The sequence below is a fragment of the Legionella steelei genome (assembly GCF_001468005.1).
GTDB lineage: Bacteria > Pseudomonadota > Gammaproteobacteria > Legionellales > Legionellaceae > Legionella > Legionella steelei.
In genome coordinates, this window is sequence record NZ_LNYY01000016.1 from 21903 (window position 1) to 43037 (window position 21135).

The following is a 21135-nucleotide window of genomic DNA, read 5'->3' on the forward strand; positions in this document are numbered from 1 at the left end:
ACCTTTTATTCAGGTTCAATTTTAATTATATTGGGCATAGATAGGGCATAGGTGCAGGAATAATTCAATTCCCCTTTAGATTCAGCGTGAATCTTATATAAGGTTTGCCCCTTCGCAACTCTAGTACCCAATTTTGCAAAAAACTCAATGCCTGCGGCAGCGTCATGAGGTGCCCCTGCTAATTTGGCGACTTTAGCCAGATTTCGATTATCAATTTCAGTGATGACGCCCTCAGATAATGCAACAATTTCATTTGTCAATGAGGCCGTTGGGGGTTCTTTAAATCCCCCTTGTGCCTTACAAATTGCCAAAAACTTATTTAAAGCAACACCACTTTCTAGTATTTGCTTTGCTAAATATACCCCTTGGCCAGAGTGGGCTTTGCCACCAAACTCCAATAAAATTCCAGCCAGAGCAAGTGCCTTATTTTTTAGATCAACAGGAGCAAGTGGTTCATTACGTAAAACAGATAATATATCTTTTGCCTCAAGTGCAGGCCCAATTCCTATACCCAGGGGTTGAGTTCCAATGGTTTTTAAGGTCTCTACATGGATGCCCAAGGCTTTGCCCACTATCGAAAAATACTTCTGATACTGAGAAAATTCTACATCGGAACGAATTTTTGCTGTAGGTCCTACGGGTAAATCAATTAATACATGAGTTGCACCAACAGCAATTTTTTTAGAAAGTACGGAAGCGATCATTTGCCCCATAGGATCGAGATCCAAAACACGCTCTACCCGAATCAATATATCATCGGCTGGACTTAAACCCAAAGCACCACCCCAGGCCATGCATCCCCCCTCGCATTCAACAACTTGTTGAATTTTATCTACCGTGAGATCTACAGTAGTCATCGTTTCGACAGTATCTACAGTGCCAGCTGGTGAAGTAATCGCTCGTGAAGAGGTTTTGGGAATAATTAGACCCGCAGCCGCAACGATAGGCACAACAATGGGTGTGGTTCTATTTCCAGGAATTCCGCCGATGCTGTGCTTATCAAGTATCATAGGATGAGTCCAATGCAATCGCTCACCGGTTTCAATCATTGCTTGAGTTAAATAAATGATTTCTTCTGTACTCAAATTATTAAGACTACAAGCGGTAATAAAACTAGATAAATGAATGTTTGAATATTTTCCAGCAACAATATCACTAATGATTTCATGAAACTCGATTGCATTTAAAGCATTTCCATAAATTTTCGAGCGCACATGACCTATTGAAGTAACTGGAGGTAAATGTGAGATAATGATTGAATCATTCACCTGAGCACCAAGTCTTTCCCAAGCGCTTTCAGATAAACCAGCCTCATTTTCTTTGAGAATATTGGAATGAACCATATTTAATGTGGCTACAATAGAATGATTATTTAAAGTAACAATAACCTGTGTTAGAGACTCAAAACCTTCTGATTTGCAAATAAAACAATCAGGACGCATATAGATAATAAATTCCTGTAATGTATCTATACCTAATTTGACTAACTTTAATTGATTAAACTTAGTATCCATTACGCAGTGCTCACTATAATTTGTGTTGCTCTAAATAATTAGGAATTACACATTTCCAATGAAACTTGTGCTCAATTTTTTCTTTTAGTGCCTGTGCAGATTCTCCTTCTCCATGAGTAATAAACACTGCTTTAGGCGCTTTTTTGATATGAGATAACCAAGTCAGCATTTCTGCATAATCTGCATGAGCTGATAAGTTCCCCATCTGTATTATTTCGGACTGAACAGGTACTAATTGGCCAAACATCTTAATCTCTTTTTCGCCACGAACCATTCGATCCCCTCGTGTCCCACCTGCTTGAAATCCAGTAAACAATATAGTGTTTCTGTAGTTAGGAGCAAAATTTCGGATATGATGAATAACCCGCCCTCCAGTTGCCATACCACTCGCGGAAATTAAAATCATCGGCATTTTTTGTCTGCCAAGTGCAATTGATTCATCTACAGTGCGAATGTATTGAGCCACATTGCATACTGCCGCACATTGTTCTGTAGTTAAACGATTTTCACGTGCATGCCTTGAAAAAATTTCAGTAGCGTTAGTAGCCATAGGGCTATCAACAAAAACCGGAATATCTGGAATTTTATTTTTAGCTTTGAGCTGCTGAATATAATATAACAACATTTGAGTTCGACCCACGGCAAAAGCTGGAATTAAAACACTACCACCTCGTTTAACCGTGCAATTAATTATATCTGCAAGTTGTATCTCTGGATCGAGTGTTTCATGCAAGCGATCACCATAGGTCGATTCTATTACCAAATAATCAGCTTCAGGTGGTTCTTGGGGTGCTTTCATAATGGGATCATTAGGACGCCCCAAATCCCCTGAAAAAAGTACAGAGGTATTCTGATGTTCTATTTTAATCAGAGAAGCACCTAAGATATGACCTGCATAATAAAAGTTGGCATAAAAATTATCAGCAAGCTCAAAGGTGTCCTTTAAATTTACCGTCTGAAAATAATTTAACGCAATTTCGGCATCTTCCTTTGTATAAAGTGGTATGGCAGGATGATGTTTTGAATAGCCTTTTTTATTAGCGTAATAAGCTTCTTCTTCTTGTAGATAACCACTATCTGGCAACAATATTTTCGCCAGTTCGAAAGTAGCTTCGGTACATACTATTTTTCCACGAAATCCATTTTTTACGATTAAGGGAATATAACCACTATGATCAAGATGGGCATGTGTCAATAAGATATATTTAATGTCTTCTGGATTGAAAGGCATCTGTGCCCAATTTCTTAATCGAAGCTCTTTGTAGCCTTGAAAAAGACCACAATCAACAAGTATTTTTGTTTGGTCTAATTGAATTAGATATTTTGAACCTGTAACTGTTCGGGTTGCCCCTAAAAATTGAATTTTCATGATTTATCACAGATAAATATCTCATAAAAATCAGTATAGCACTTACTTTAAAAACAAAAATAATTAACCTCATTGCGGCTTGTTGTAGTCGCTCTGATAACATCTGTCAACGGGCGATTAAAAATCCAACCATTGCCGCTTAGCTTTTTTCCAGAACTCGCGAATACGTCTGCCTTTATTATCATTTTGAAAATTCAGGTAAATCAATTTTAATTTGAGAACCTAAAGCCAATCTTAAGGCATTCACAATGGCCAGAATGTCAATTACTTCTTGAATTATTGCGCCAGTTACGGGATTGATAAATCCTGCTGCAGCAAACCCCATTCCAACGATACTAAGCAACATACCTCCAATAGCGCTTTGTGAGGCAATTCTTCGAGTATTTAGGCTAAGATGGATTAATTCATCAACCTTACTTAATGTGTTTTCCATAATAACAGCACCCGCAGCTTCAGCCGTTACATTACTGTATTGTCCAAAGGCAATGCCAACTGTCGCTGCTGTTAATGCAGGCGCATCATTAATACCATCGCCCATAAAAACAGTTGGTGCTTTTTTTATTTCCTCTCGAACTATTGCCAGTTTTTGTTCTGGGCTTTGCGATGCACGAATTTCTTTTATATTTAATAAATTAGCCAAGTAGACAACTTCCGACTCACGGTCACCAGAAACCAACATAATTTTTTTAAATTGATGAGAGGGGGCTAAATGCCCTAAGAATGATTTACTTTCAATACGTGGCGCATCATGAAAATGTAACGATGCAGCATATTGATTATCAAACAATACAATACATTCTAGTCCAGGCGCTATGGGTGGTAATAAAGTAATACCCTCAGGATTTATTTCTAAAAATTTTTTCCGGCTAGTAATGAGAATTTTATGTTTACCAATAACCCCATGTAATCCTTGCCCAGGTTTTTCAGATACATTGGCCGATTCAAGGAGAGTTATATTTTCTTTTTGTGCAGCATTTAAAACGGCACTTGCAAGAGGATGTTTTGAATATCGTTCTAGACTTGCCACATATTGTAAAACCATTTTTCTCGTATAATTTGGAACCACGTTAATTTCTGTTAAAGCAGGCTTACCATAGGTAAGTGTACCTGTCTTATCAAAAATGGCGGTTTTACAAATCGGTAATTGCTCAAGAACCGTTGGATCTTTGATAACGATAGCTTGTCTTGCAGCTCTTGAAATAGCACTAATTATAGTAATAGGAATGGCTATCAATAACGGGCATGGTGTGGCAATGACTAGAACAGAAAGAAAGCGTATTGCATCCCCTGTGAAATACCAAGCCGCAATTGCAAAAACAAGAGCTACAGGCGCAAAAACTGCGCCAATCCGATCCCCTAGCCTTCTAATCGAGGGACGCTTTTGTTCTGCTTCCTCTAATACTTTTACAATTGCAGAATAGCGTGAATCGGATGTAAGTTGAGTTGTTTTTATAATTAATAAAGTTTCTCCATTCACTGCGCCTGATAAAACGAATGCCCCCGGTGTTTTGGAGATTTGATAAGGCTCTCCTGTCAAATAGGATTCATCCATAGATCCATGCCCTTCAATAACGACACCATCAGCCGGACAGGTTTCATGTGGATAAATAACAATTAAATCATCTATTTTAATGTCTAATAATGGAATATCTTCAATATGATTGTTTATTTTTCGGTGTGCCATTGAGGGCATACGCGCTACAAGAGAGCGCAAAACGAAGGATGCTTTCCGCATAGCATAATATTCTAAAGTTTGCCCACTGGCCAACATCAGAATAATTAATGTTGCGGCTAGATATTGCTGTAAAATAACACCAGTTACTAATGCGATCGCCGCTAATAAATCAGCACCTAAATTTCCTTTAATTAATTTAAATAATATTTGTAGAAATACAGGGACACCACCAATTACTATAACAAACAGTAAGGGAGTATTAGATGCGGGAATATGGAAAGCTAGCATCACAAGATATAAGCCAATTGCAATTAATGCAAATAGTGCAATATATAATTGCCACTTCGACTTTAACAAAATGAAAGATCTGCTCATAGAAATGTCATTGATTCAATGTTATTAGTTTCATCGTAGATGCTCAGGATTTTTTGTCAAACCAATTGGGTTACATTCATATGGGGACGGTCCGGGACGGACTCCGGCAATTATTGGTTAATTTGTTCAAAACATATCGGAGTCCGTCCCGGACCGTCCCCTGAATATTTTAGCTTTTTTGGTAAGTAGATTTTCTAATATAATCAGTACCATCCCAAATAGATAGGGGCGATTTATCTTTATTCACTATAAAATCAAATGGCGGTAAAATAGCAATATAAAGGGCTACCATGAACACTATAGCCAAATATTTATTCCCCTTCTCCATAATTTGCTGTGCTTCTTTGTCAGAACGGAAGGCGCTGTACGCGTAAATCCCCCCTAAAAAAAGTGCAATGGTTAAATAGATCAATTGATTGAATTCTAAAGACATATAGCGATACGCGTAATAGTTGGTAATGAGTATCATAATAAGCAAAAACACTTTATAACCACGTAAAAGCCCATTGAGCCAGGCTATTTGCTTTTTTTCATTGTTGTCATATTGATAGTAGGCATTTAAAAACAAAATGCTTACGAGGGTTAAATCAAAAAAAGCACTGATAATGATATTTGGATTTTGAGCAGTATTTTGCAAAAATAAAATAAAAAACGTTACACTTGCGAGCACTAGAAGGGGTAGAAAATAATACATACATGTTCGTAAGATAAAGCGCAACTGATGAAGCACCTTAATATTATATTGGGCAATACCAATACCAAGAAACAATAAAAAGAGTCCCAAAAAATACGAGAAAACGCCGTTAGTAGACACGCGATTATATAAAAAAGAGCTGTAGATACCATCATATAAAAAAGACGGATATAAAATTAAGTTCTCGCTTGAATACATAAAAAGTGTCCCAAAAAGCAAGACGACCAAGGTATTCCATAGCGCTTCAAAGAATAGGGTATAGCTCATATTCCAATGACCGCCGTTATGATGATAGATATAATGAAAACAATGAGTTACATAAACTAGAATAGGATAGCAAATAAGTAAATTAATATGGCGGGTACTCTCTGATCCCCAAATTTCATAACCTCTAAAAGGGATAGATAATAGCAGCGCAACAAAAAAACTGCTGCCCAATAATTCTGAAATATTCCGTCCATTATAAGATAGTACAAATAAGAGCCCTACCAATAGAGGAAAGATGACGTACATAAAGGTACGCAGTTGTAACAAATAAGTAGCAGTGAAGATTATAGATGTGATTAGTCCCGTTAAAATTAAAATCCATGTGTCTTTGTTAGTAAGCAAAATAGCTCTCCTTACTCATACTGCTACCTGAATTGTCATTAAGTCTCTGGTTTAACTGACAAAACCCTTTAATGTTCTTGGGCATCGCCTTTGCTAATAGAATCAACGCCATGCCAAAGAGACAAGGGCGCTTTATCTTTATTCACCGTAAAATTAAAGGGCGATGCAATAACAAGATAAAAGGCTACTATGAATACTATAACCAAGCATTTATTCCCATTTTCTATTATTTTCTGTGCCTTTTCATCAGAAAAAAAGGCGCTATACGCATAAAGCCACCCTAAAAAAAGCGAGATGGTTAAATAGATTAATTGACTGGGCTCTATAGACATATAGCGAAAAGCATAATAGTTGGCGATGAGTATCATGATGAGCAAAAACACTTTATAACCACGTAAAAGCCAATTAAGCCAAACCATTCTCTTTAGCTCATCACTTCCATCTTGATAGTAGGCATTTAAAAATAAAATACCGAGAATTGTCAGCTCAAAAAAAACAGTGATAATGACATTTGGATTCAGGTCAATATGCCACAATAAAATTAAAACCACCGCACTGGTTAACACCAAAATAGGCAGCAAATAATACATAGTCGTTATCAGGATAAAGCGCAACTGATGGAGCGTTTTCATATTATTTTGGGCAACACTTATACCAATAAATAATAATAACCACGTCAAAAATAACTGGAACAATCTGCCAGTGCTCGTGTAAATGAGATTAAATACATAAGGGCTACCCTGACTACTAAATAAAAAAGAAGCACAAAAAATTAATACCGCACTTGCGAGTGAAAAAAGCACAGCAACAAGCAAAACAAGAATTCCATTCCAGGCGGCTTCGAAGAATAGGGTATAACTCATCTTCCAACGATTACCACTATGATGATAAGTGTAATGAAAGCAATAGACTAAAAAATAGAAAAATTGTGGCTTAACATGGTTGGAAATCCAAAGGCCAGGGAGTGCTAATATTAAAGCAACAAAAAGACTGCTGCCCAATAATCGTAGATTGTTCTGTCCATTATAAGACAGTGTAAATAAGAAACCATATAGTAAGGTAAAGTCTGCAACGATATATAATTGAAGCGACAAAGCAACAATAGTGACTATAGAAACGATTAAACCCGTTAAGTTTAAAATCCATGTATTTTTGTTAGCAAGCACAATAACTATCCTTGGTCTTTAACTTAACGTCCATTTCAGATAAAAAACCTCAAACTGAGCCAATCATCTTAATCCATCGAGAGCCTCAGGAAGTACAGAATGCGTCTACCCAGCCTGATTAAAATGACCCTAATTATTGAGTAATAAAATAAGTTATATACTGTTTGTGTCCTTTCGGCAACGGATAAATATGGGGACGATCCGGGACGGACTCCGTTAATTATTGGTTAATTTGTTCAAAATACATCAGTACCCTTCCCAGACCGTCCCATGCACCCAGGCTACGCCTACTGATTATAATTAAAATCTAAATGAAATCATGTCATGGAGATTGAGCAAATAATAATCTGCAATCAAATACGGCCGTATTTGATACCTTTAACCAGATATTTCTACTTGGCTTATTTTTTAACTATATGATTTACCTATTAATAAATAGCACCTGTGTGTATTGATCATTGACTTACAACCTTAGGTTCGCTTTGAATGGCTTATTGTGTGGGCTGTGTTTTTTTATTATCATATATGCAACTTTATATGCAAAGTGCTCCGTTTAAAATCCAATAGGGACTATAAATTATTATGAAAATTTATTTAAACTCAAATTATCGTACAACAGAAGTACAAGCCAACCCATCAGGAACAACAGCTCAACGCTATGTTTTTTGTATCGAGCAAGCCACTCCATGTTTAAATAACACTGCAGAAGGGCGCAAACTAGCCACGTTTCGCTTTCTCAAGAATATGAGAAAAAGTGAAGATACGGCAGCAATAGTAACAGGAATGGGATTAAAACTAGTTTTAATGCCTTATGAGACAGATGAAGAATTTAAAAAAATGATTTCAGAGTTTCGAATTAATGAACGCTCAAGCGCTGTAATAAGTAGAAAACCACCTGTTCAATATGCTGTAACAATTATAAATACTGCAGCCACTACTTCTTCGGCACAAACAACAGATGCTCCAGTAGCCAAAGCCCCCATGGCTAAAATTCCTGCGAGTGTCCTTTTAAGCGTTATATTTAAACAGAATGTTAAACCTACTGATACAGCACAAGATGCTAACTCAAATATGCAACCTCAATTCTAGTACGGGTTTATATCTTATTTTTGGCACAACAAATTTGTGATACAGGAAAAGAATGAAATATCTTGGGAAAACCTTTTTTGTTTTTATTTTGTTAGGGCAGCTGTTTTAAGTTTTCATGCCCAAGCAGACTGTTTGCTGGAACCGTATCATCATCAAATTGTTTGCAGTGCTGGAGCCTGCGCGCTTGATCCTTACTTCCATGTCGTCAAATGCGCCACCTCACTTCAAAAAAACACCCCAGCCCCCCAAATATTTCTAGAATCCTAACTTTTTATCTATACTTGAATGATTCAGAAATTTACCATCCCCCAATAATTAAGAGGATATCATTTTGAATACGACTAAACGGATTTGGTATCAAAGTTTTGTGGATCCCAAAGAGCAAGCAAATTACATCAAGCACCTACAAACTCACTTAAACCAATATGCGGATAAAAACTTCCAGTTTGAAGTACATGGCCTAACACCGCCAGACAAAAATCTGCACCCCCTCACAGAGTTTCGCTGTGCGATGCAAACAATTCATAATGCAATCGAAGCCGAAAAAAAGGGTTATGATGCCTTTGTCATAGGCCATTTCCAAGAACCTGGAATCAATGAAATAAAAGCGGTTTTGAATATTCCAGTGATTGGTCTTGGTGAAGCCAATATGCTCCACGCGTGCAGCCTAGGTTATAAAATTGGCCTTGTTACGATTAATCCAGTATTTATTCCCTGGCATGAAAATCAGATTCGCCATTATGGCCTGCAAGAGAGAGTAATTACGGTGAATGCCGTCAATGCGCAGGTAAAGGATTTTGAGCAGGCTTTTAGCGACACCGTGATGTATCAAAAGATGCTTGATGATTTTACCCAACAGATAAGACCAATGGTTGCCCAAGGAGTAGAGGTGATCATTTTAGCAGGCGGTCTTCCCATGTTGTTATTCGCCCGACAAAAAGAATTTATAATCGATGATGCAATTGTAGTTAATGGCATCGCCGTCTGTGTCAAAGCAACTGAAATGATGCTGAATCTTAAAGAGCTTACGGGAAGTTTTATAAGTAGACGCGGTAATTATAAGAAAGCGACTCCAGATACAATTGATGAATTTCTTGATTTACTTAAAAATAAAGGCTGACTCATGCAAAATCCAAGGCTTAACTCCTGATGAATTTTTTATTGAGTCAAAGGAATCGTCGGCCCAAGGCCAGACAAAATTACAATGAATCGCTAAATTCGGCCACTTTCGAGTGTACACGCCAATATCTACAATGATTCAATGGCGCCAATAACATAAATAAAAAAACTTGACCCTTTATCACCTTATTGCAACTATGAGTAAAAGGAGCTGATTTATAGGAGATTGGTTGATGCTTAGAACAAATTTTTTGAAGACAGTATTTAAATCAATGATTTTTTTATTGTTTGTATTTGTCACTGCTTCGGCCAACGCTTCTGATCCACTCATTTACATGCGACCAAACGAAACACCGATGTTTACTGAATTATACCAACGTTATGGCTTACTTACCCCCCCAGCAGTACATGTTTTTGACAGTGCCGTTTATTTAGGCCAACCCGGTGAAAAAAGTCTACTGATTCCTTCAAGCGTGGCCTTTTTTAATGAGGTCGATCAGGCGCTTCGCGCATATCATGCACGCATTGGTAATAAAGAATTGTTTCTTGATCCTCATGAAACAAAATATACCTTTTGTCCATCCAATGGCTCACTACAAATTATTTTTGCTCTAGTTTATGCAATTGCTGCATCTGAGCCACAAAAACACTTCCTTTTTGTTGAAAAGATACCTTTTTATTCATTCCATGAGCACGCCGTAACTTATCGACCCTATCCAAATGCGCGCTTTCAGGGCTTTAACGATCCGAGTGAAGTGAAGCCAAAACCGGATGAAATCGTGGTTGAATTTGTAACCTCGCCCAATAATCCTGATGGCAAATTCCGCAAGCCATATACTCAAGCAAACATCATCATTGCTGATTTAGTCTTTTCTTCACCATCTTATGGTAGTGATGGTACGGGATATATTAAAGACAATATGGCTTGGCTTGCCAAGGCAAGAAATGAGGGAAAACATGTTTTGGCGTTTAATTCTGTTTCCAAAGCACTTGGAAAACCGGGATATCGTCTGGGTTATATGTGGTTTCCTATGAGTGATGCATATGCTGCCAGTATTTTTCCTAATTTCTTTTCCTATGTCTGGAAGTTAACCACAGGAGAAAGCACTCCAGGTGTTGCTGACGCGTTGAATCTTATGTCCGCCCTAACCGCACTTCCTGATGCAGGACAAGCCCTACGTACGGATGCCTTTAATACCATTGTAAAGCGGCATAACATTGTCAAAGAGGAAATGCTGAAGCGTTATCCTGGAACGGAAGTCATCAGCATTCCAGGTAGCCCTACTTTTTTTGCAAAACTCAATAGTCCAGACATTTCAAAAATGACCGGCGAGCAAGTTCTGCTTAAAGATCTTAATGTCGCAGTGGATAATGGTAACGCGATGGGCGCGACAGACGCCTTCATTCGCATTAACTTATGTGGTTATAGTGGCGATCTTGCTGAGTTTTTGAATCGTCTTGCCCAAGCTAAAAAATATAATACAAGTGAATTATTAGTATCCTCAGCAAATCATTGCAAACACAGAACGATTCACAGTAATGAAAATGCCCAGTATGTTGTTAATCTTGATGATTGTATTATTGATGTTGATGCAAAAGACGCTAACGTTGACATTTTATTGCCGCAATTTATTAACTATCAACAAAGCAATTTAATTTCTATTAAAAAGGTTGATGGCTCAAATCATTCAGTCACAGTGCGAGCAAATCAATTAACGCAATCACTTAAAGATAAAAACGAACAGTTACAAATGCAGTGGACACAACCTTTTTTCATGAATGGTCAGTGGCACGTTGCGCGTCCATAAGATGACTGTATTGAGTATTTTTAAAAGTAAGCAGGTCGGGCCAAGGCCCGACAAAATCAAGATTGCTCTTCAAAACGGATTCATGTTATGCCGTTGCAAGATAATCTTTTCCATACTGTTCTAAATAATCATTGTAATTACCAAGAAAATCCTGCACTCCATATTGTTCGGTTAGGACAATGATACGTGTTGCAATGTCATCAATAAAATAACGATTATGGCTAACAAATAATACGGTTCCTGGGAACAACTGAATTGCTTCGATTAAGGCGTCTATCGATTCAAGATCTAAATGGTTGGTTGGCTCATCAAATATCAAAACATTATGTTTTTCCAAAATTAATTTGGCCATAATTAACCGAGCAGACTCTCCACCACTTAATACTGCAATCTTTTTATCAACATCTGCTCCGCGAAATAGTACTTGACCAAGCACTTTCCTGATTTCCTGTGAGGATGCAGCTATATTATCCTCCATCCATTGCAAAATAGTTTGTTCTGGATTGAGTTGGGTTCGATAATCTTGGGCAAAATAACCAACGTTTACAGTGTCACTCCATTCAAAATATCCCTGATCTGAGTGTAATTCCCTTAATAGAATTTTCAGTAAAGTAGATTTTCCAATGCCATTGGGTCCTATAATGGCACATTTATCGCCACGTTGTATGGTAACCGATACATTTTTTAATAATACTCGCTCATCAAATTTTTTGTGCAACTGTTCTACTTGAACAACTAATTTTCCGGAAGATTTCTTTTGCTGGAAATTAAAATAGGGTTTGAAAATATTAGATTCTTTGATCTCAACCAACTCTATCCGCTCTATCATTTTTTGACGTGACGCCGCCTGGCTTGCTTTACTTGCTTTTGCGCCAAAGCGATCAACAAAACCTTGCAACGCATCAATTCGTTTTTCCTGGTTTTTCAGCTCACTTTGTTTCAAGCGTAAGCGTTCCTCTTTAGCAAAACAAAATTTATCATAATTTCCTGGGTAATCCAGTATCGTATCATAATCAATATCAAGTATATTCGTGGATGTATTATTGAGAAAACTTCTATCATGAGAGATAAAAATCAATAATCCTTTAAATGATGTTTTTAGGAATTCTTCCAACCATGCAATCGATATAATATCCAAGTGGTTAGTTGGTTCATCGAGTAACATAATATCTGGTTGTTGATAAAGAACTTGTGCCAATAAAACACGTAATTTGTAACCACCTGATAAAGCACTCAAGGGACCATAATGAAACTTTTCGGCAATGCCTAAGCCAAGCAATAAATTTTTTACTGTAGACTCTGCTTCATAACCTCCCTGATTCATTACGATTTCTTCTAACTCACTCAGACGATAACCATCTTCCTCAGTAAAAGTTTCTTTAGAGTACAAGCTCTCTTTTTCAGTAAGCGCATCCCACAAAACGTGGTTTCCACGAATAACAACATCAACAAGACGATCCTGTTCATAACGAAAATGATCTTGCTTCAAAATACCTATTTTATGACTTTTTGCTTTTTCAACTGAGCCATGTGATGCTTGTTCTTCGCCTGCTAATATTTTTAAAAAAGTAGACTTGCCTGTACCATTGGCGCCGACTACTCCATAACGCTGCGTAGGCAATAAGGTCAAATCCACATTTTGGAATAAAGATTTAGGTCCAAACAACATACTTAAGCTTTTTACCTCTAACATTAACCCTGCCTCACTTTACCTATTTTAAAAATAACGCTTATTGACCGTTCAAAAGCTCGCTGCTTATCAAACATGACGATTAAATTTAAATCTATTTGTATTTTTTGTGCAATTTTAACATGATTTGCATCAATTAGCATTCAACTTAACATGTTGCGCTGGACTTAAAAGCCTATACTTGTTTCTTTTGTCAGAGAATTACCTAAGGCACACAAGGATGATGAGGGAAGAGGTCAACAACAAATTGATTTAAAATTGGACTAAAAAATGTTAGCCTATGCACCTCTTATAAAATACAAGTGCACTCAATGATTCAATCCGAACTATCCCATCAACAACTATTGTTCTCTCAGTTACCCCTGCGCCAAGAACTCATACAAAGTATTGCTTCTTTAGGTTATGACAGCATGACGCCCATCCAAAGGCAAAGTCTACCAATAATACTTAACAATGAGGATATAATTGCTCAAGCAAAAACAGGAAGTGGAAAGACCGCTGCTTTTGCTTTGTCCCTATTAAATAATTTAAAAATTTCGTTTTTTGCAGTACAAGGTTTGGTCCTTTGCCCTACCCGTGAACTGGCAGAACAAGTCGGCCAAGCAATTCGTCGCTTAGCCTGTTTGATGCCTAATGTTAAAGTGATTAATTTGTCCGGTGGTATACCGATGAAACCTCAACTGGATTCATTGAGACATGGAGCTCATATTATAGTAGGAACACCAGGTCGAGTTCTTAAGCACTTGAAAAATGCTTCCTTAGACTTAACTAAAGTAAAAACTATCGTGTTAGATGAGGCCGATAGAATGCTTGATATGGGATTTTTTGATGACATCACAAGCATTATCTCTGCCACTCCTAAGCAACGCCAAACCTTACTGTTTTCGGCGACCTATCCTGAAGAAATCAAGCAATTGGCTAAACAGTTTATGATGAGTCCCAAAGAAGTCCTGGTGGAAACCTCATCTAATGAAATTGATATTGAACAACGTTTTTATGAGGTAACAAAACAAGCGCAGAAGTTTTCTTTATTAAAGTCATTACTACTACACTATCAACCCACTTCGACTTTAATCTTCTGTAATACCAAGCAACAGACAGCAGATGTAACAGATCAACTCATTCACGAAGGCTTTAGCGCGGTCGCTTTAAATGGAGATATGGAACAAGCAGATCGCGATCTGGCAGTCTTGCGTTTTGCCAACCAAAGTTGCTCTATTCTTGTAGCCACTGATGTTGCCGCCCGCGGTCTTGATATCAAGGAGCTTCCAGCAGTCATTAATTTCGATCTCGCTTTTGACCATGATGTCCACATTCATCGTATTGGTCGCACTGGACGGGCTGGAAATAAAGGTCTTGCTTTAAGTATTACGACACCAGCAGATGCGCAACGAATTTGTGCTATTGAAGATAATCTGTCCTCCCCTATTATCTGGGAAAACAATAATGACTTTGGCAACGGTCATGCGACTCGATTAGTCTCAGAAATGGTTACCCTAAGCCTGTCCCTCGGTAAAAAAGATAAAATCAGGCCTGGAGATATTCTTGGTGCATTAACCAAAGATGCAGGATTAGCCGGAGACACCATTGGCAAAATTAACATCACAGCCATGCTCTCATATGTCGCAATTCATCGCAACCATGCTGATAAAGCGTATCAATATTTACAAAATGGCAAATTGAAAGGACGTAAGGTTAGTGTGCGTAAAATCAGTTAAACGTCTTGGTAAGCTATAATCGCTTTCAATATTAAAATATTCACATAGCAATCCATTGTAAAAATTTTACGCATTTTGCGTGGTACTCTTAATATCCTCTTAATAATGATTATTTATAATACACCTTGTGCTTTTAAAATTTATAGTGTGGTGTATTATGCAAAAGAAAATAGAAATCGAGGTTGTCGAAACAACTTCAAAAGTGGTATTAAATTACCACAAACATCCCGAAGTCGGTGGTACAGGACATGTTTCCATAGAAGCCACTTGTGACGGTAAAAAATATGTGATTAGTGTTTATCCTAGTACTGATTTATCTCCACTAACACCGCTTGCTGTGACCTCGATGTACATTTTCCCTACAAAAGCAGTAAATCATAGCTCCCCATCACACACGGACAGCCCTATTCATGCCTCGTATGACCTTACTGACGAGATAGCAGATATAAATGCAGTGATTGAAGAAATGAGCAAATTACACGAAGTAATGGATTCAGGCCGCGCCAGCTTTAGCTTAACCCCTGGTTGCGTCACTAAAACTGCAGCGGCTATTTTGAACTGTAATGCTTCCACCACGAATATGATGTTAGGACTGAAGATGTACGATAGAAGTCTCATTGATTCTGAAATTGCACAAGTTGAAGTAATTAATTGTGCCGAAGCAGTAAGTAGAATCCTAGAGGCCGGTGGCATAAAGAGACCTGAGGGCATACTGTCCTTTGCTGCGCCCTCAAGCATTAATAGCCATTTTGCTGCTCGGTTTAAAGAAACAGAAGCAACAGATACGGCTACCGAGCAAAGCCCAGAACCTAGTGAAACAGTCCCAGAGCAAGGTCAAACGAGCCCAACTGTAGAAGAACCTGGCTTTTTGAGAGGCATATACAATTCTTTCGTAAGCTTTTTCACTCCGAAAGAAACTTATTCCAGCACAGAACCAACAAAGCAAAGTTCTAATAGCTATGATTATGATTGGCCTTCTTATGATAGCGGCCCAACTGAGGAATCCACAAAAGTAGAAACGCAGATAGAAACACCTTCACGAGATGAAGAGACACCATCACCAGCATCTAGAGATGAAGATACCTCTTCAAGAGCGTCAGAATGTTCTGAATCCTTTTTTAGTAGTGAACAGGTTACTGCGCAAAGGGAAGAAGAATCTGATTTGGATTACTGTTCGCGATATGACGCCATGGTTAACTAATGGTGCTTATTTAACTCAATGCAACCTACCATCCTTTTAAAGGAGGGTAGGTTTTGTGCCAAAGAGTGAATTCATGGTTTTCATGAAGATCAAAGCAATAACCTTGCAAGCAACTCTATTGTTCCATATAATCATTTGGGCAATTTTTATCAAAGATGCTCGTCGCATCAGCAGCATTAGTTTGGTTTGCTGTTAAATAACCAATAAAGGGAGGAATCCTTTATGTTAGGTAAAAAAGAAAATGCAAGTATTGAATCAGCCCCATTAGAAAAGCCAACGGAAGACAGTACCGTCACCATCTATTCGTGGTCAACTGGGCTCAATAGCCTTGGTCATGTCGCAATGAAGTTTGACGATGAGCCAGGTAATTATTGGAGTATCTGGCCCAAAGCAACCCCGGCTGGAGGCCTTACCTCAATATGGCCATTAAAAGCCACTTTAGCTACAAAATTAGAAGATGATTGCATGCAAGAAGCGATTAGGCCACCAGCAGATTTTGCAAATCTTATGGAGCCTGCTGAGATTTTACCGTTGCAACCCGATAAAGTATTTGTAGTACATGGTCTTGACAAGCAAAAAATGAAAGATGAGTTCGCACGGATAAAAGCAGGATTTGATACAGGTGAAGTGTGTTACCAACTTCTCCCCGGAGTAACAGCATCTGGCTTTATTCACAGCGTTCTCTTCGGAAATCCCAAGAACACAGAAGTATATAACTGTGTGACTCTTACAGGGCATTTATTAAAAGCTGGTGGTAAATCGTTAACTAATGACCCGTGGGCAACTCCTTCTAATTTTGCAGAACAATTATCCACTCTCGATCAAGTAACACTACTTAATCCCCCAGAAAATGCCACCGCCACCGAAAAACCAAGCATTCAGGAAAATGCCCCTGAAGAGGCAGAATCAGCCTCTGCTTCTATCACGAAGAGACTGACAAGCCGCTGGTTTAGTGATGATTATTTTGATAATGATACAAGTAGTCAGGAGGTAACTGATAGCCGTTTGGAAACTCAAGAATCCGTATCGTGGAGGGAAGATGCATCCAGTCCAAGAGTTTCAGAAACCTCTCTTTCTTTTTTTGACCATGAAAATGGGAGTTCTCAGTCCTTTTTGCAACAAAAAGATGAGGAGTCTGATTTAAGCTATGTGCAAAGAATGGATGCCATGTGCAACTGAAATTTGTGCCCCTCAATAGAGGAAATAGGCAATGAACGAAACCTTGATGAAGCAAAGCGGAGTCAAGGTTCATTTATTACAACTCATCCAATATGCAAATCAACGCGAATTATTTTCACCTCAACCAATCCAGCATGGTACAACAGCGATGCAACTCGCGTCACATCACTTTACAAAGCTACGATTGTTTTAATTATCCAAAAATCAGAAAAACCGAGAGAGCTATTGAGCTCGCGCCCAGAAAAAAGACGCAACAGATAAATAATAATACATTATGGATTGAAAATGATCTAATTTTAGACTAAAAATTAACTCAGGTGTTTGTAATCACTTGGAGTATATCAATGGATAATGTGTACATAACTAAAACCAGTCATTTTCTCCCCAACCAACCCATCAGCAATGAAGAAATGGAAACATACCTGGGCGTTATTTGTGACAAAGGCTCTCGAGCTAAAAAAATTGTATTACGTAATAACCGTATAGTGAATCGTCATTATACCCTCAACAAATCGGGTGAGGCGACTCATAGTAGTCCTGAATTGACCTGTGAAGCAATAACACGTTTGTTTCAAGACAAAACGTTGCAAGACGGAGAACTGATACTTCTTGGTGTACCAGAAAGTGCCCAATTTCAATATTCAATGGCCCTACTCAGAGTAACCTATAATTAGGCACTGGAAAAAGATTATGATTAACGTGGAACACATTGGTTTCTATTTACCTGAAAAAATAATTTCTAATTTAGCTCGGAAAAACGATTTTGGTGTGGATGAAAATTTCATTCAGAATAAAGTTGGTATTACATCGATAAGAATAAAAAAAATTGATGAAGAAACCTCTGATATGTGCGTCAAAGCATATCTTAATTTACAGGAAAAGTCGGGACACAAAAATGAAGAAATAGATTGCCTCATCGTCTGCACTCAAAATCCCGACAATTATGGCTTACCACATACGTCAGCCATTGTGCATAGCAAATTATCTCTGGGACAACAGTGCGCGGTTTTTGACATCTCTTTAGGATGTTCAGGGTATGTATATGGATTATCCATAATAAAGTCGTTTATGGAGGCAAATTTATTCAATAAAGGAGTATTAATAACAGCCGATCCTTATTCAAAAATCATTGATGAACAAGATAAAAATACATCTCTTCTTTTTGGAGACGCAGCTACCGCTACTCTTTTAACTAATTCAGCAAAGAATGTTTGGCAAATCAAACAATTTGTATTTGGCAGCAATGGAAGTAAATGTCACTCAATCAAAGTGGATGATATGACACAGAAATTTATTATGGATGGATATGATGTGTGCAATTTTGTAGCCAAAACAATACCACCGCATATTTTATACACTATAGAAAAAAATAACTTATCTATTGATCAAATCGAGCAATTCATAGTACACCAAGGCAGTAAATTTATTATTGATACAGTTCGTAGAAAACTGAATGTTTCTCCAGATAGGCTACCATTTCTCGCAATGCAGTATGGAAATACCGTTTCCTCTTCAATTCCAATGATTCTAAAAGATACCTCATTACATCATAAATATGTGTTAATTTCAGGTTTTGGAGTTGGTCTCTCTTGGGCAAGTTGCATTTTGGAGCGTACCTAAGCTAATCATGCAATTGGAGTCATCATGAGCATTTTACTTGAAGATTTAAAGAGTTTAAGTAAAGGCATGGCGCAAAAAATTTAATAACGGCAGACACTACGTTTCAAAACTTATTGAATTATTCTAATAACGCACTTAATAAAATCGTGTTTGCTAACAGGCTACATTGCTGAATATCACCATCGGGGAATAAAGAGAACATCCATTCTCTTTAATTTGAAGCAAATCTAGGGCGGCCCAAGAACCGACCTAGCTGGTGCTTACTAATCTTGAAGATTCTCTTTTTCTTGTTCAAGCCACTCCAAAAAAGCTTCACGATCTGATTTAGACAAGTTAAAAAATTTATTTTTAATTGTTTCAATAGGTTGCTGTTGTCTTCTAGGCGCTTTGACCAAAGTATCACTTATATTGATTTTTCCTTGCACCACATTTTCATAAGCGATGGGATCTTTCTTTTTTAATTTCAAAAGTTGTCCATCCACAGATCGCGAACGCGAAGGTAAATAAGTAATATTATTTTCCTGATACAGATTATTAGGATGCGTATTATCTTGTTCCCGAAGGTCATTATTCAAATCTTTAATCGAGATTTTATTTTCCTTTGCATACACCCTGACACTATTATCCACCATACTCAGAACATCACCCCAATGAGCGACATGTTGCGTATTGACATCCATAGCAGACCGCAATAACCACAACATTTCATTGTTAGTAATCCCCAGGCCGTCTGCTGATTTATCAAGGGCATATTCCCCAAAATTTTGATAGGGGCTTTCTCTTTTTTTCCAAACTTCCCGTTCAATAATCTGCGATATTACGGAGGGAAGGCGCTGAAAGATAAGTTGCTTAAATTCACATATATGCTGATTCGCTTGCTCATGTAATTCTTCATCCGAGAGGACTGGCTTCTTTTCATTTAATATTTCTTCTGATTGCATTGTAAATCCACTTGTTGGCAATAATTGTTTGGTATTTTAAAAACTACTAAATGGTTATCTTAAGCTGATACGCTTATTGAACTCAATAAGTGATCCAAAAAATTGGAGGTTGATTAATAAGCCGGAAAGCGCGCACTCTATAGCTTTCAAAATGGCGCAAGAATGGTTTATTTTTAAACAAATCTTGCCATATGTTGTCTATACTTAACTTATCTAAGCGATTAAGGAACTATATTATGTATAAGTTAGTTAAATCCAGTTTAGTAGTCTTATCATCATTAGTTTATAACCCTCTTTATGCGGCGAATTGCCCAATACCTCAATCACAACACCCCACACTTGATGCGATATGTAATGCAGCTACAGGTAATCCCAATTGCCTGCTTACCTGGAAAGGTTATCAATGGTGGCTGGATTACAATGCAGTGCCAGATCCCGGCTTCCCCGGTAACAATTGGTGGATACGTTATAAATGGGATCAGGGACAAGGCTATGATCCTCGCTTTATTCGCGTCGATGAGAACGGCGATTTAGAACTAAAAATTGCCACAAGTGATTTAGGCGGTGGACAAAAAGAATGGAACTCATCAGAAGCCGTTTTAGTGTCAGATAAAGATGGCAATCCCTTAGGTTATGGCCATTATTATGCAGTAATATATGCTCCCCCAGGATTTGCTAAATTAGATGATAATAGTGTTTTTGGTTTGTTCACTTATGCTAAAGATGATAACAAGAAACCCAACAATCATAATGAAATCGATATGCTTGAAATTTCAAAATGGGGCGGCAAAGCGAATGTAGAGCAATCTGGTGTTGACAGAGCCTTAATGCCCATTATGTATAACGATCCTCCTAATGAAAATGATGCTCATGCGCAACTTGGTTTACAACCTTGGTCCTCATGGCTTACAGACGAGAATTTCAAAAAATATCCTATACCAGATGGAGTAAAAACCGTTACTGCCTACATGTATTGGAATGGTAAGGATGGCGAGAAAAAGATCCACATAAAAATTTTCAAAGACAACGTCCCACTTGAACGGGCAAAACAAGAAAAAGGTGACTTGTATGATTGGGAAACTACTGCAAAGAATGAAAAATACATCCCAAATAACGAAGATTGTACCCGTGTGCACATTAATTTTTACTTACAACATACACATTGTAAAATATGGAATAGCAATCAACATAAAGCCGATCCTCTAAATAAAGCATCGGAAACAATTACTGTTAAAGATTTTACGTATGAGCCCTTATAAGCACCCCATCCGTAATCTTTTAAGTCCCGTATTAAGCTTGCGCTAATACGGGATTTTATGTTTGGAATTCCATGTTTCCCTAATCTATAGGTTGTTCTTTTGATTCAAT

At 37.7% G+C, this 21135-nt stretch carries 17 protein-coding genes; 10 read left to right on the plus strand and 7 right to left on the minus strand.

The window, feature by feature from the left end:
* Positions 1–5: 5 nt before the first annotated feature.
* The 5 genes from Lste_RS03265 to Lste_RS03285 form a co-directional block, all read right to left on the minus strand.
* Positions 6–1514 carry a thymidine phosphorylase family protein gene (locus Lste_RS03265; RefSeq protein ID WP_058509660.1) on the minus strand — a complete coding sequence of 503 codons (1509 nt, stop codon included), beginning with the start codon at positions 1512–1514 and terminating at the stop codon, positions 6–8.
* Between the two features lie 13 nt (positions 1515–1527).
* Complete coding sequence (locus Lste_RS03270) at positions 1528–2883, minus strand: MBL fold metallo-hydrolase RNA specificity domain-containing protein (protein ID WP_058509661.1); 1356 nt, start codon at positions 2881–2883, stop codon at positions 1528–1530.
* 181 nt (positions 2884–3064) lie between these two features.
* Positions 3065–4933: a heavy metal translocating P-type ATPase gene (locus tag Lste_RS03275; RefSeq protein WP_058509662.1), complete on the minus strand. Its 1869-nt coding sequence runs from the start codon at positions 4931–4933 to the stop codon at positions 3065–3067.
* Between the two features lie 169 nt (positions 4934–5102).
* Positions 5103–6236 (minus strand): hypothetical protein, encoded by a 1134-nt coding sequence (locus Lste_RS03280; RefSeq protein WP_058509663.1) that lies wholly within the window; start codon positions 6234–6236, stop codon positions 5103–5105.
* Positions 6237–6304: 68 nt separating this feature from the next.
* A complete protein-coding gene (locus Lste_RS03285; RefSeq protein ID WP_058509664.1) occupies positions 6305–7402 on the minus strand; it encodes a hypothetical protein in 1098 nt (365 codons plus the stop codon).
* Between the two features lie 582 nt (positions 7403–7984).
* Between Lste_RS03285 and Lste_RS03290 the strand changes: the two genes are divergently transcribed.
* The 3 genes from Lste_RS03290 (at position 7985) to Lste_RS03300 (ending at position 11418) form a co-directional block, all read left to right on the plus strand.
* Entirely contained in the window at positions 7985–8491 is a 507-nt protein-coding gene (locus Lste_RS03290) for a hypothetical protein (protein WP_058509665.1), read from the plus strand.
* 331 nt (positions 8492–8822) lie between these two features.
* Complete coding sequence (locus Lste_RS03295; protein ID WP_058509666.1) at positions 8823–9611, plus strand: aspartate/glutamate racemase family protein; 789 nt, start codon at positions 8823–8825, stop codon at positions 9609–9611.
* A gap of 232 nt (positions 9612–9843) precedes the next feature.
* Positions 9844–11418: an aminotransferase class I/II-fold pyridoxal phosphate-dependent enzyme gene (locus Lste_RS03300; RefSeq protein ID WP_058509667.1), complete on the plus strand. Its 1575-nt coding sequence runs from the start codon at positions 9844–9846 to the stop codon at positions 11416–11418.
* A gap of 85 nt (positions 11419–11503) precedes the next feature.
* Here the strand turns inward: Lste_RS03300 and Lste_RS03305 are convergent, their stop codons facing one another.
* Complete coding sequence (locus Lste_RS03305) at positions 11504–13111, minus strand: ABC-F family ATP-binding cassette domain-containing protein (RefSeq protein ID WP_058509668.1); 1608 nt, start codon at positions 13109–13111, stop codon at positions 11504–11506.
* 308 nt (positions 13112–13419) lie between these two features.
* Between Lste_RS03305 and dbpA the strand changes: the two genes are divergently transcribed.
* The 6 genes from dbpA (at position 13420) to Lste_RS03330 (ending at position 18826) form a co-directional block, all read left to right on the plus strand.
* Positions 13420–14826 (plus strand): ATP-dependent RNA helicase DbpA, encoded by a 1407-nt coding sequence (dbpA, locus tag Lste_RS03310; protein WP_058509669.1) that lies wholly within the window; start codon positions 13420–13422, stop codon positions 14824–14826.
* Positions 14827–14983: 157 nt separating this feature from the next.
* A complete protein-coding gene (locus Lste_RS03315; protein ID WP_058509670.1) occupies positions 14984–16027 on the plus strand; it encodes a hypothetical protein in 1044 nt (347 codons plus the stop codon).
* Positions 16028–16249: 222 nt separating this feature from the next.
* Positions 16250–17206: a hypothetical protein gene (locus Lste_RS03320; protein WP_058509671.1), complete on the plus strand. Its 957-nt coding sequence runs from the start codon at positions 16250–16252 to the stop codon at positions 17204–17206.
* Positions 17207–17237: 31 nt separating this feature from the next.
* Positions 17238–17399, plus strand: a complete 162-nt coding sequence (locus tag Lste_RS19060) for a hypothetical protein (RefSeq protein WP_157070688.1) — start codon at positions 17238–17240, stop codon at positions 17397–17399.
* Between the two features lie 151 nt (positions 17400–17550).
* Complete coding sequence (locus Lste_RS03325; RefSeq protein ID WP_058509672.1) at positions 17551–17880, plus strand: hypothetical protein; 330 nt, start codon at positions 17551–17553, stop codon at positions 17878–17880.
* 16 nt (positions 17881–17896) lie between these two features.
* Complete coding sequence (locus Lste_RS03330) at positions 17897–18826, plus strand: ketoacyl-ACP synthase III (RefSeq protein ID WP_058509673.1); 930 nt, start codon at positions 17897–17899, stop codon at positions 18824–18826.
* A gap of 263 nt (positions 18827–19089) precedes the next feature.
* On the opposite strand, the gene Lste_RS03335 is transcribed toward Lste_RS03330, so the two are convergent.
* Complete coding sequence (locus Lste_RS03335) at positions 19090–19767, minus strand: hypothetical protein (RefSeq protein ID WP_058509674.1); 678 nt, start codon at positions 19765–19767, stop codon at positions 19090–19092.
* A 236-nt stretch (positions 19768–20003) separates the two neighbouring features.
* On the opposite strand from Lste_RS03335, the gene Lste_RS03340 reads away from it, so the two are divergent.
* Complete coding sequence (locus Lste_RS03340; RefSeq protein WP_058509675.1) at positions 20004–21026, plus strand: hypothetical protein; 1023 nt, start codon at positions 20004–20006, stop codon at positions 21024–21026.
* The last annotated feature ends 109 nt before the right edge of the window (positions 21027–21135 follow it).

Bases quoted from the DNA above. Each gene is read 5' to 3' on its own strand.
- Lste_RS03265 (WP_058509660.1), bottom strand. From the start codon at position 1,514: ATGGATACTAAGTTTAATCAATTAAAGTTAGTCAAATTAGGTATAGAT.
- Lste_RS03270 (WP_058509661.1), bottom strand. From the start codon at position 2,883: ATGAAAATTCAATTTTTAGGGGCAACCCGAACAGTTACAGGTTCAAAA.
- Lste_RS03275 (WP_058509662.1), bottom strand. From the start codon at position 4,933: ATGAGCAGATCTTTCATTTTGTTAAAGTCGAAGTGGCAATTATATATT.
- Lste_RS03290 (WP_058509665.1), top strand. From the start codon at position 7,985: ATGAAAATTTATTTAAACTCAAATTATCGTACAACAGAAGTACAAGCC.
- Lste_RS03300 (WP_058509667.1), top strand. From the start codon at position 9,844: ATGCTTAGAACAAATTTTTTGAAGACAGTATTTAAATCAATGATTTTT.
- Lste_RS03305 (WP_058509668.1), bottom strand. From the start codon at position 13,111: ATGTTAGAGGTAAAAAGCTTAAGTATGTTGTTTGGACCTAAATCTTTA.
- dbpA (WP_058509669.1), top strand. From the start codon at position 13,420: ATGATTCAATCCGAACTATCCCATCAACAACTATTGTTCTCTCAGTTA.
- Lste_RS03315 (WP_058509670.1), top strand. From the start codon at position 14,984: ATGCAAAAGAAAATAGAAATCGAGGTTGTCGAAACAACTTCAAAAGTG.
- Lste_RS03320 (WP_058509671.1), top strand. From the start codon at position 16,250: ATGTTAGGTAAAAAAGAAAATGCAAGTATTGAATCAGCCCCATTAGAA.
- Lste_RS19060 (WP_157070688.1), top strand. From the start codon at position 17,238: ATGAACGAAACCTTGATGAAGCAAAGCGGAGTCAAGGTTCATTTATTA.
- Lste_RS03325 (WP_058509672.1), top strand. From the start codon at position 17,551: ATGGATAATGTGTACATAACTAAAACCAGTCATTTTCTCCCCAACCAA.
- Lste_RS03330 (WP_058509673.1), top strand. From the start codon at position 17,897: ATGATTAACGTGGAACACATTGGTTTCTATTTACCTGAAAAAATAATT.
- Lste_RS03335 (WP_058509674.1), bottom strand. From the start codon at position 19,767: ATGCAATCAGAAGAAATATTAAATGAAAAGAAGCCAGTCCTCTCGGAT.
- Lste_RS03340 (WP_058509675.1), top strand. From the start codon at position 20,004: ATGTATAAGTTAGTTAAATCCAGTTTAGTAGTCTTATCATCATTAGTT.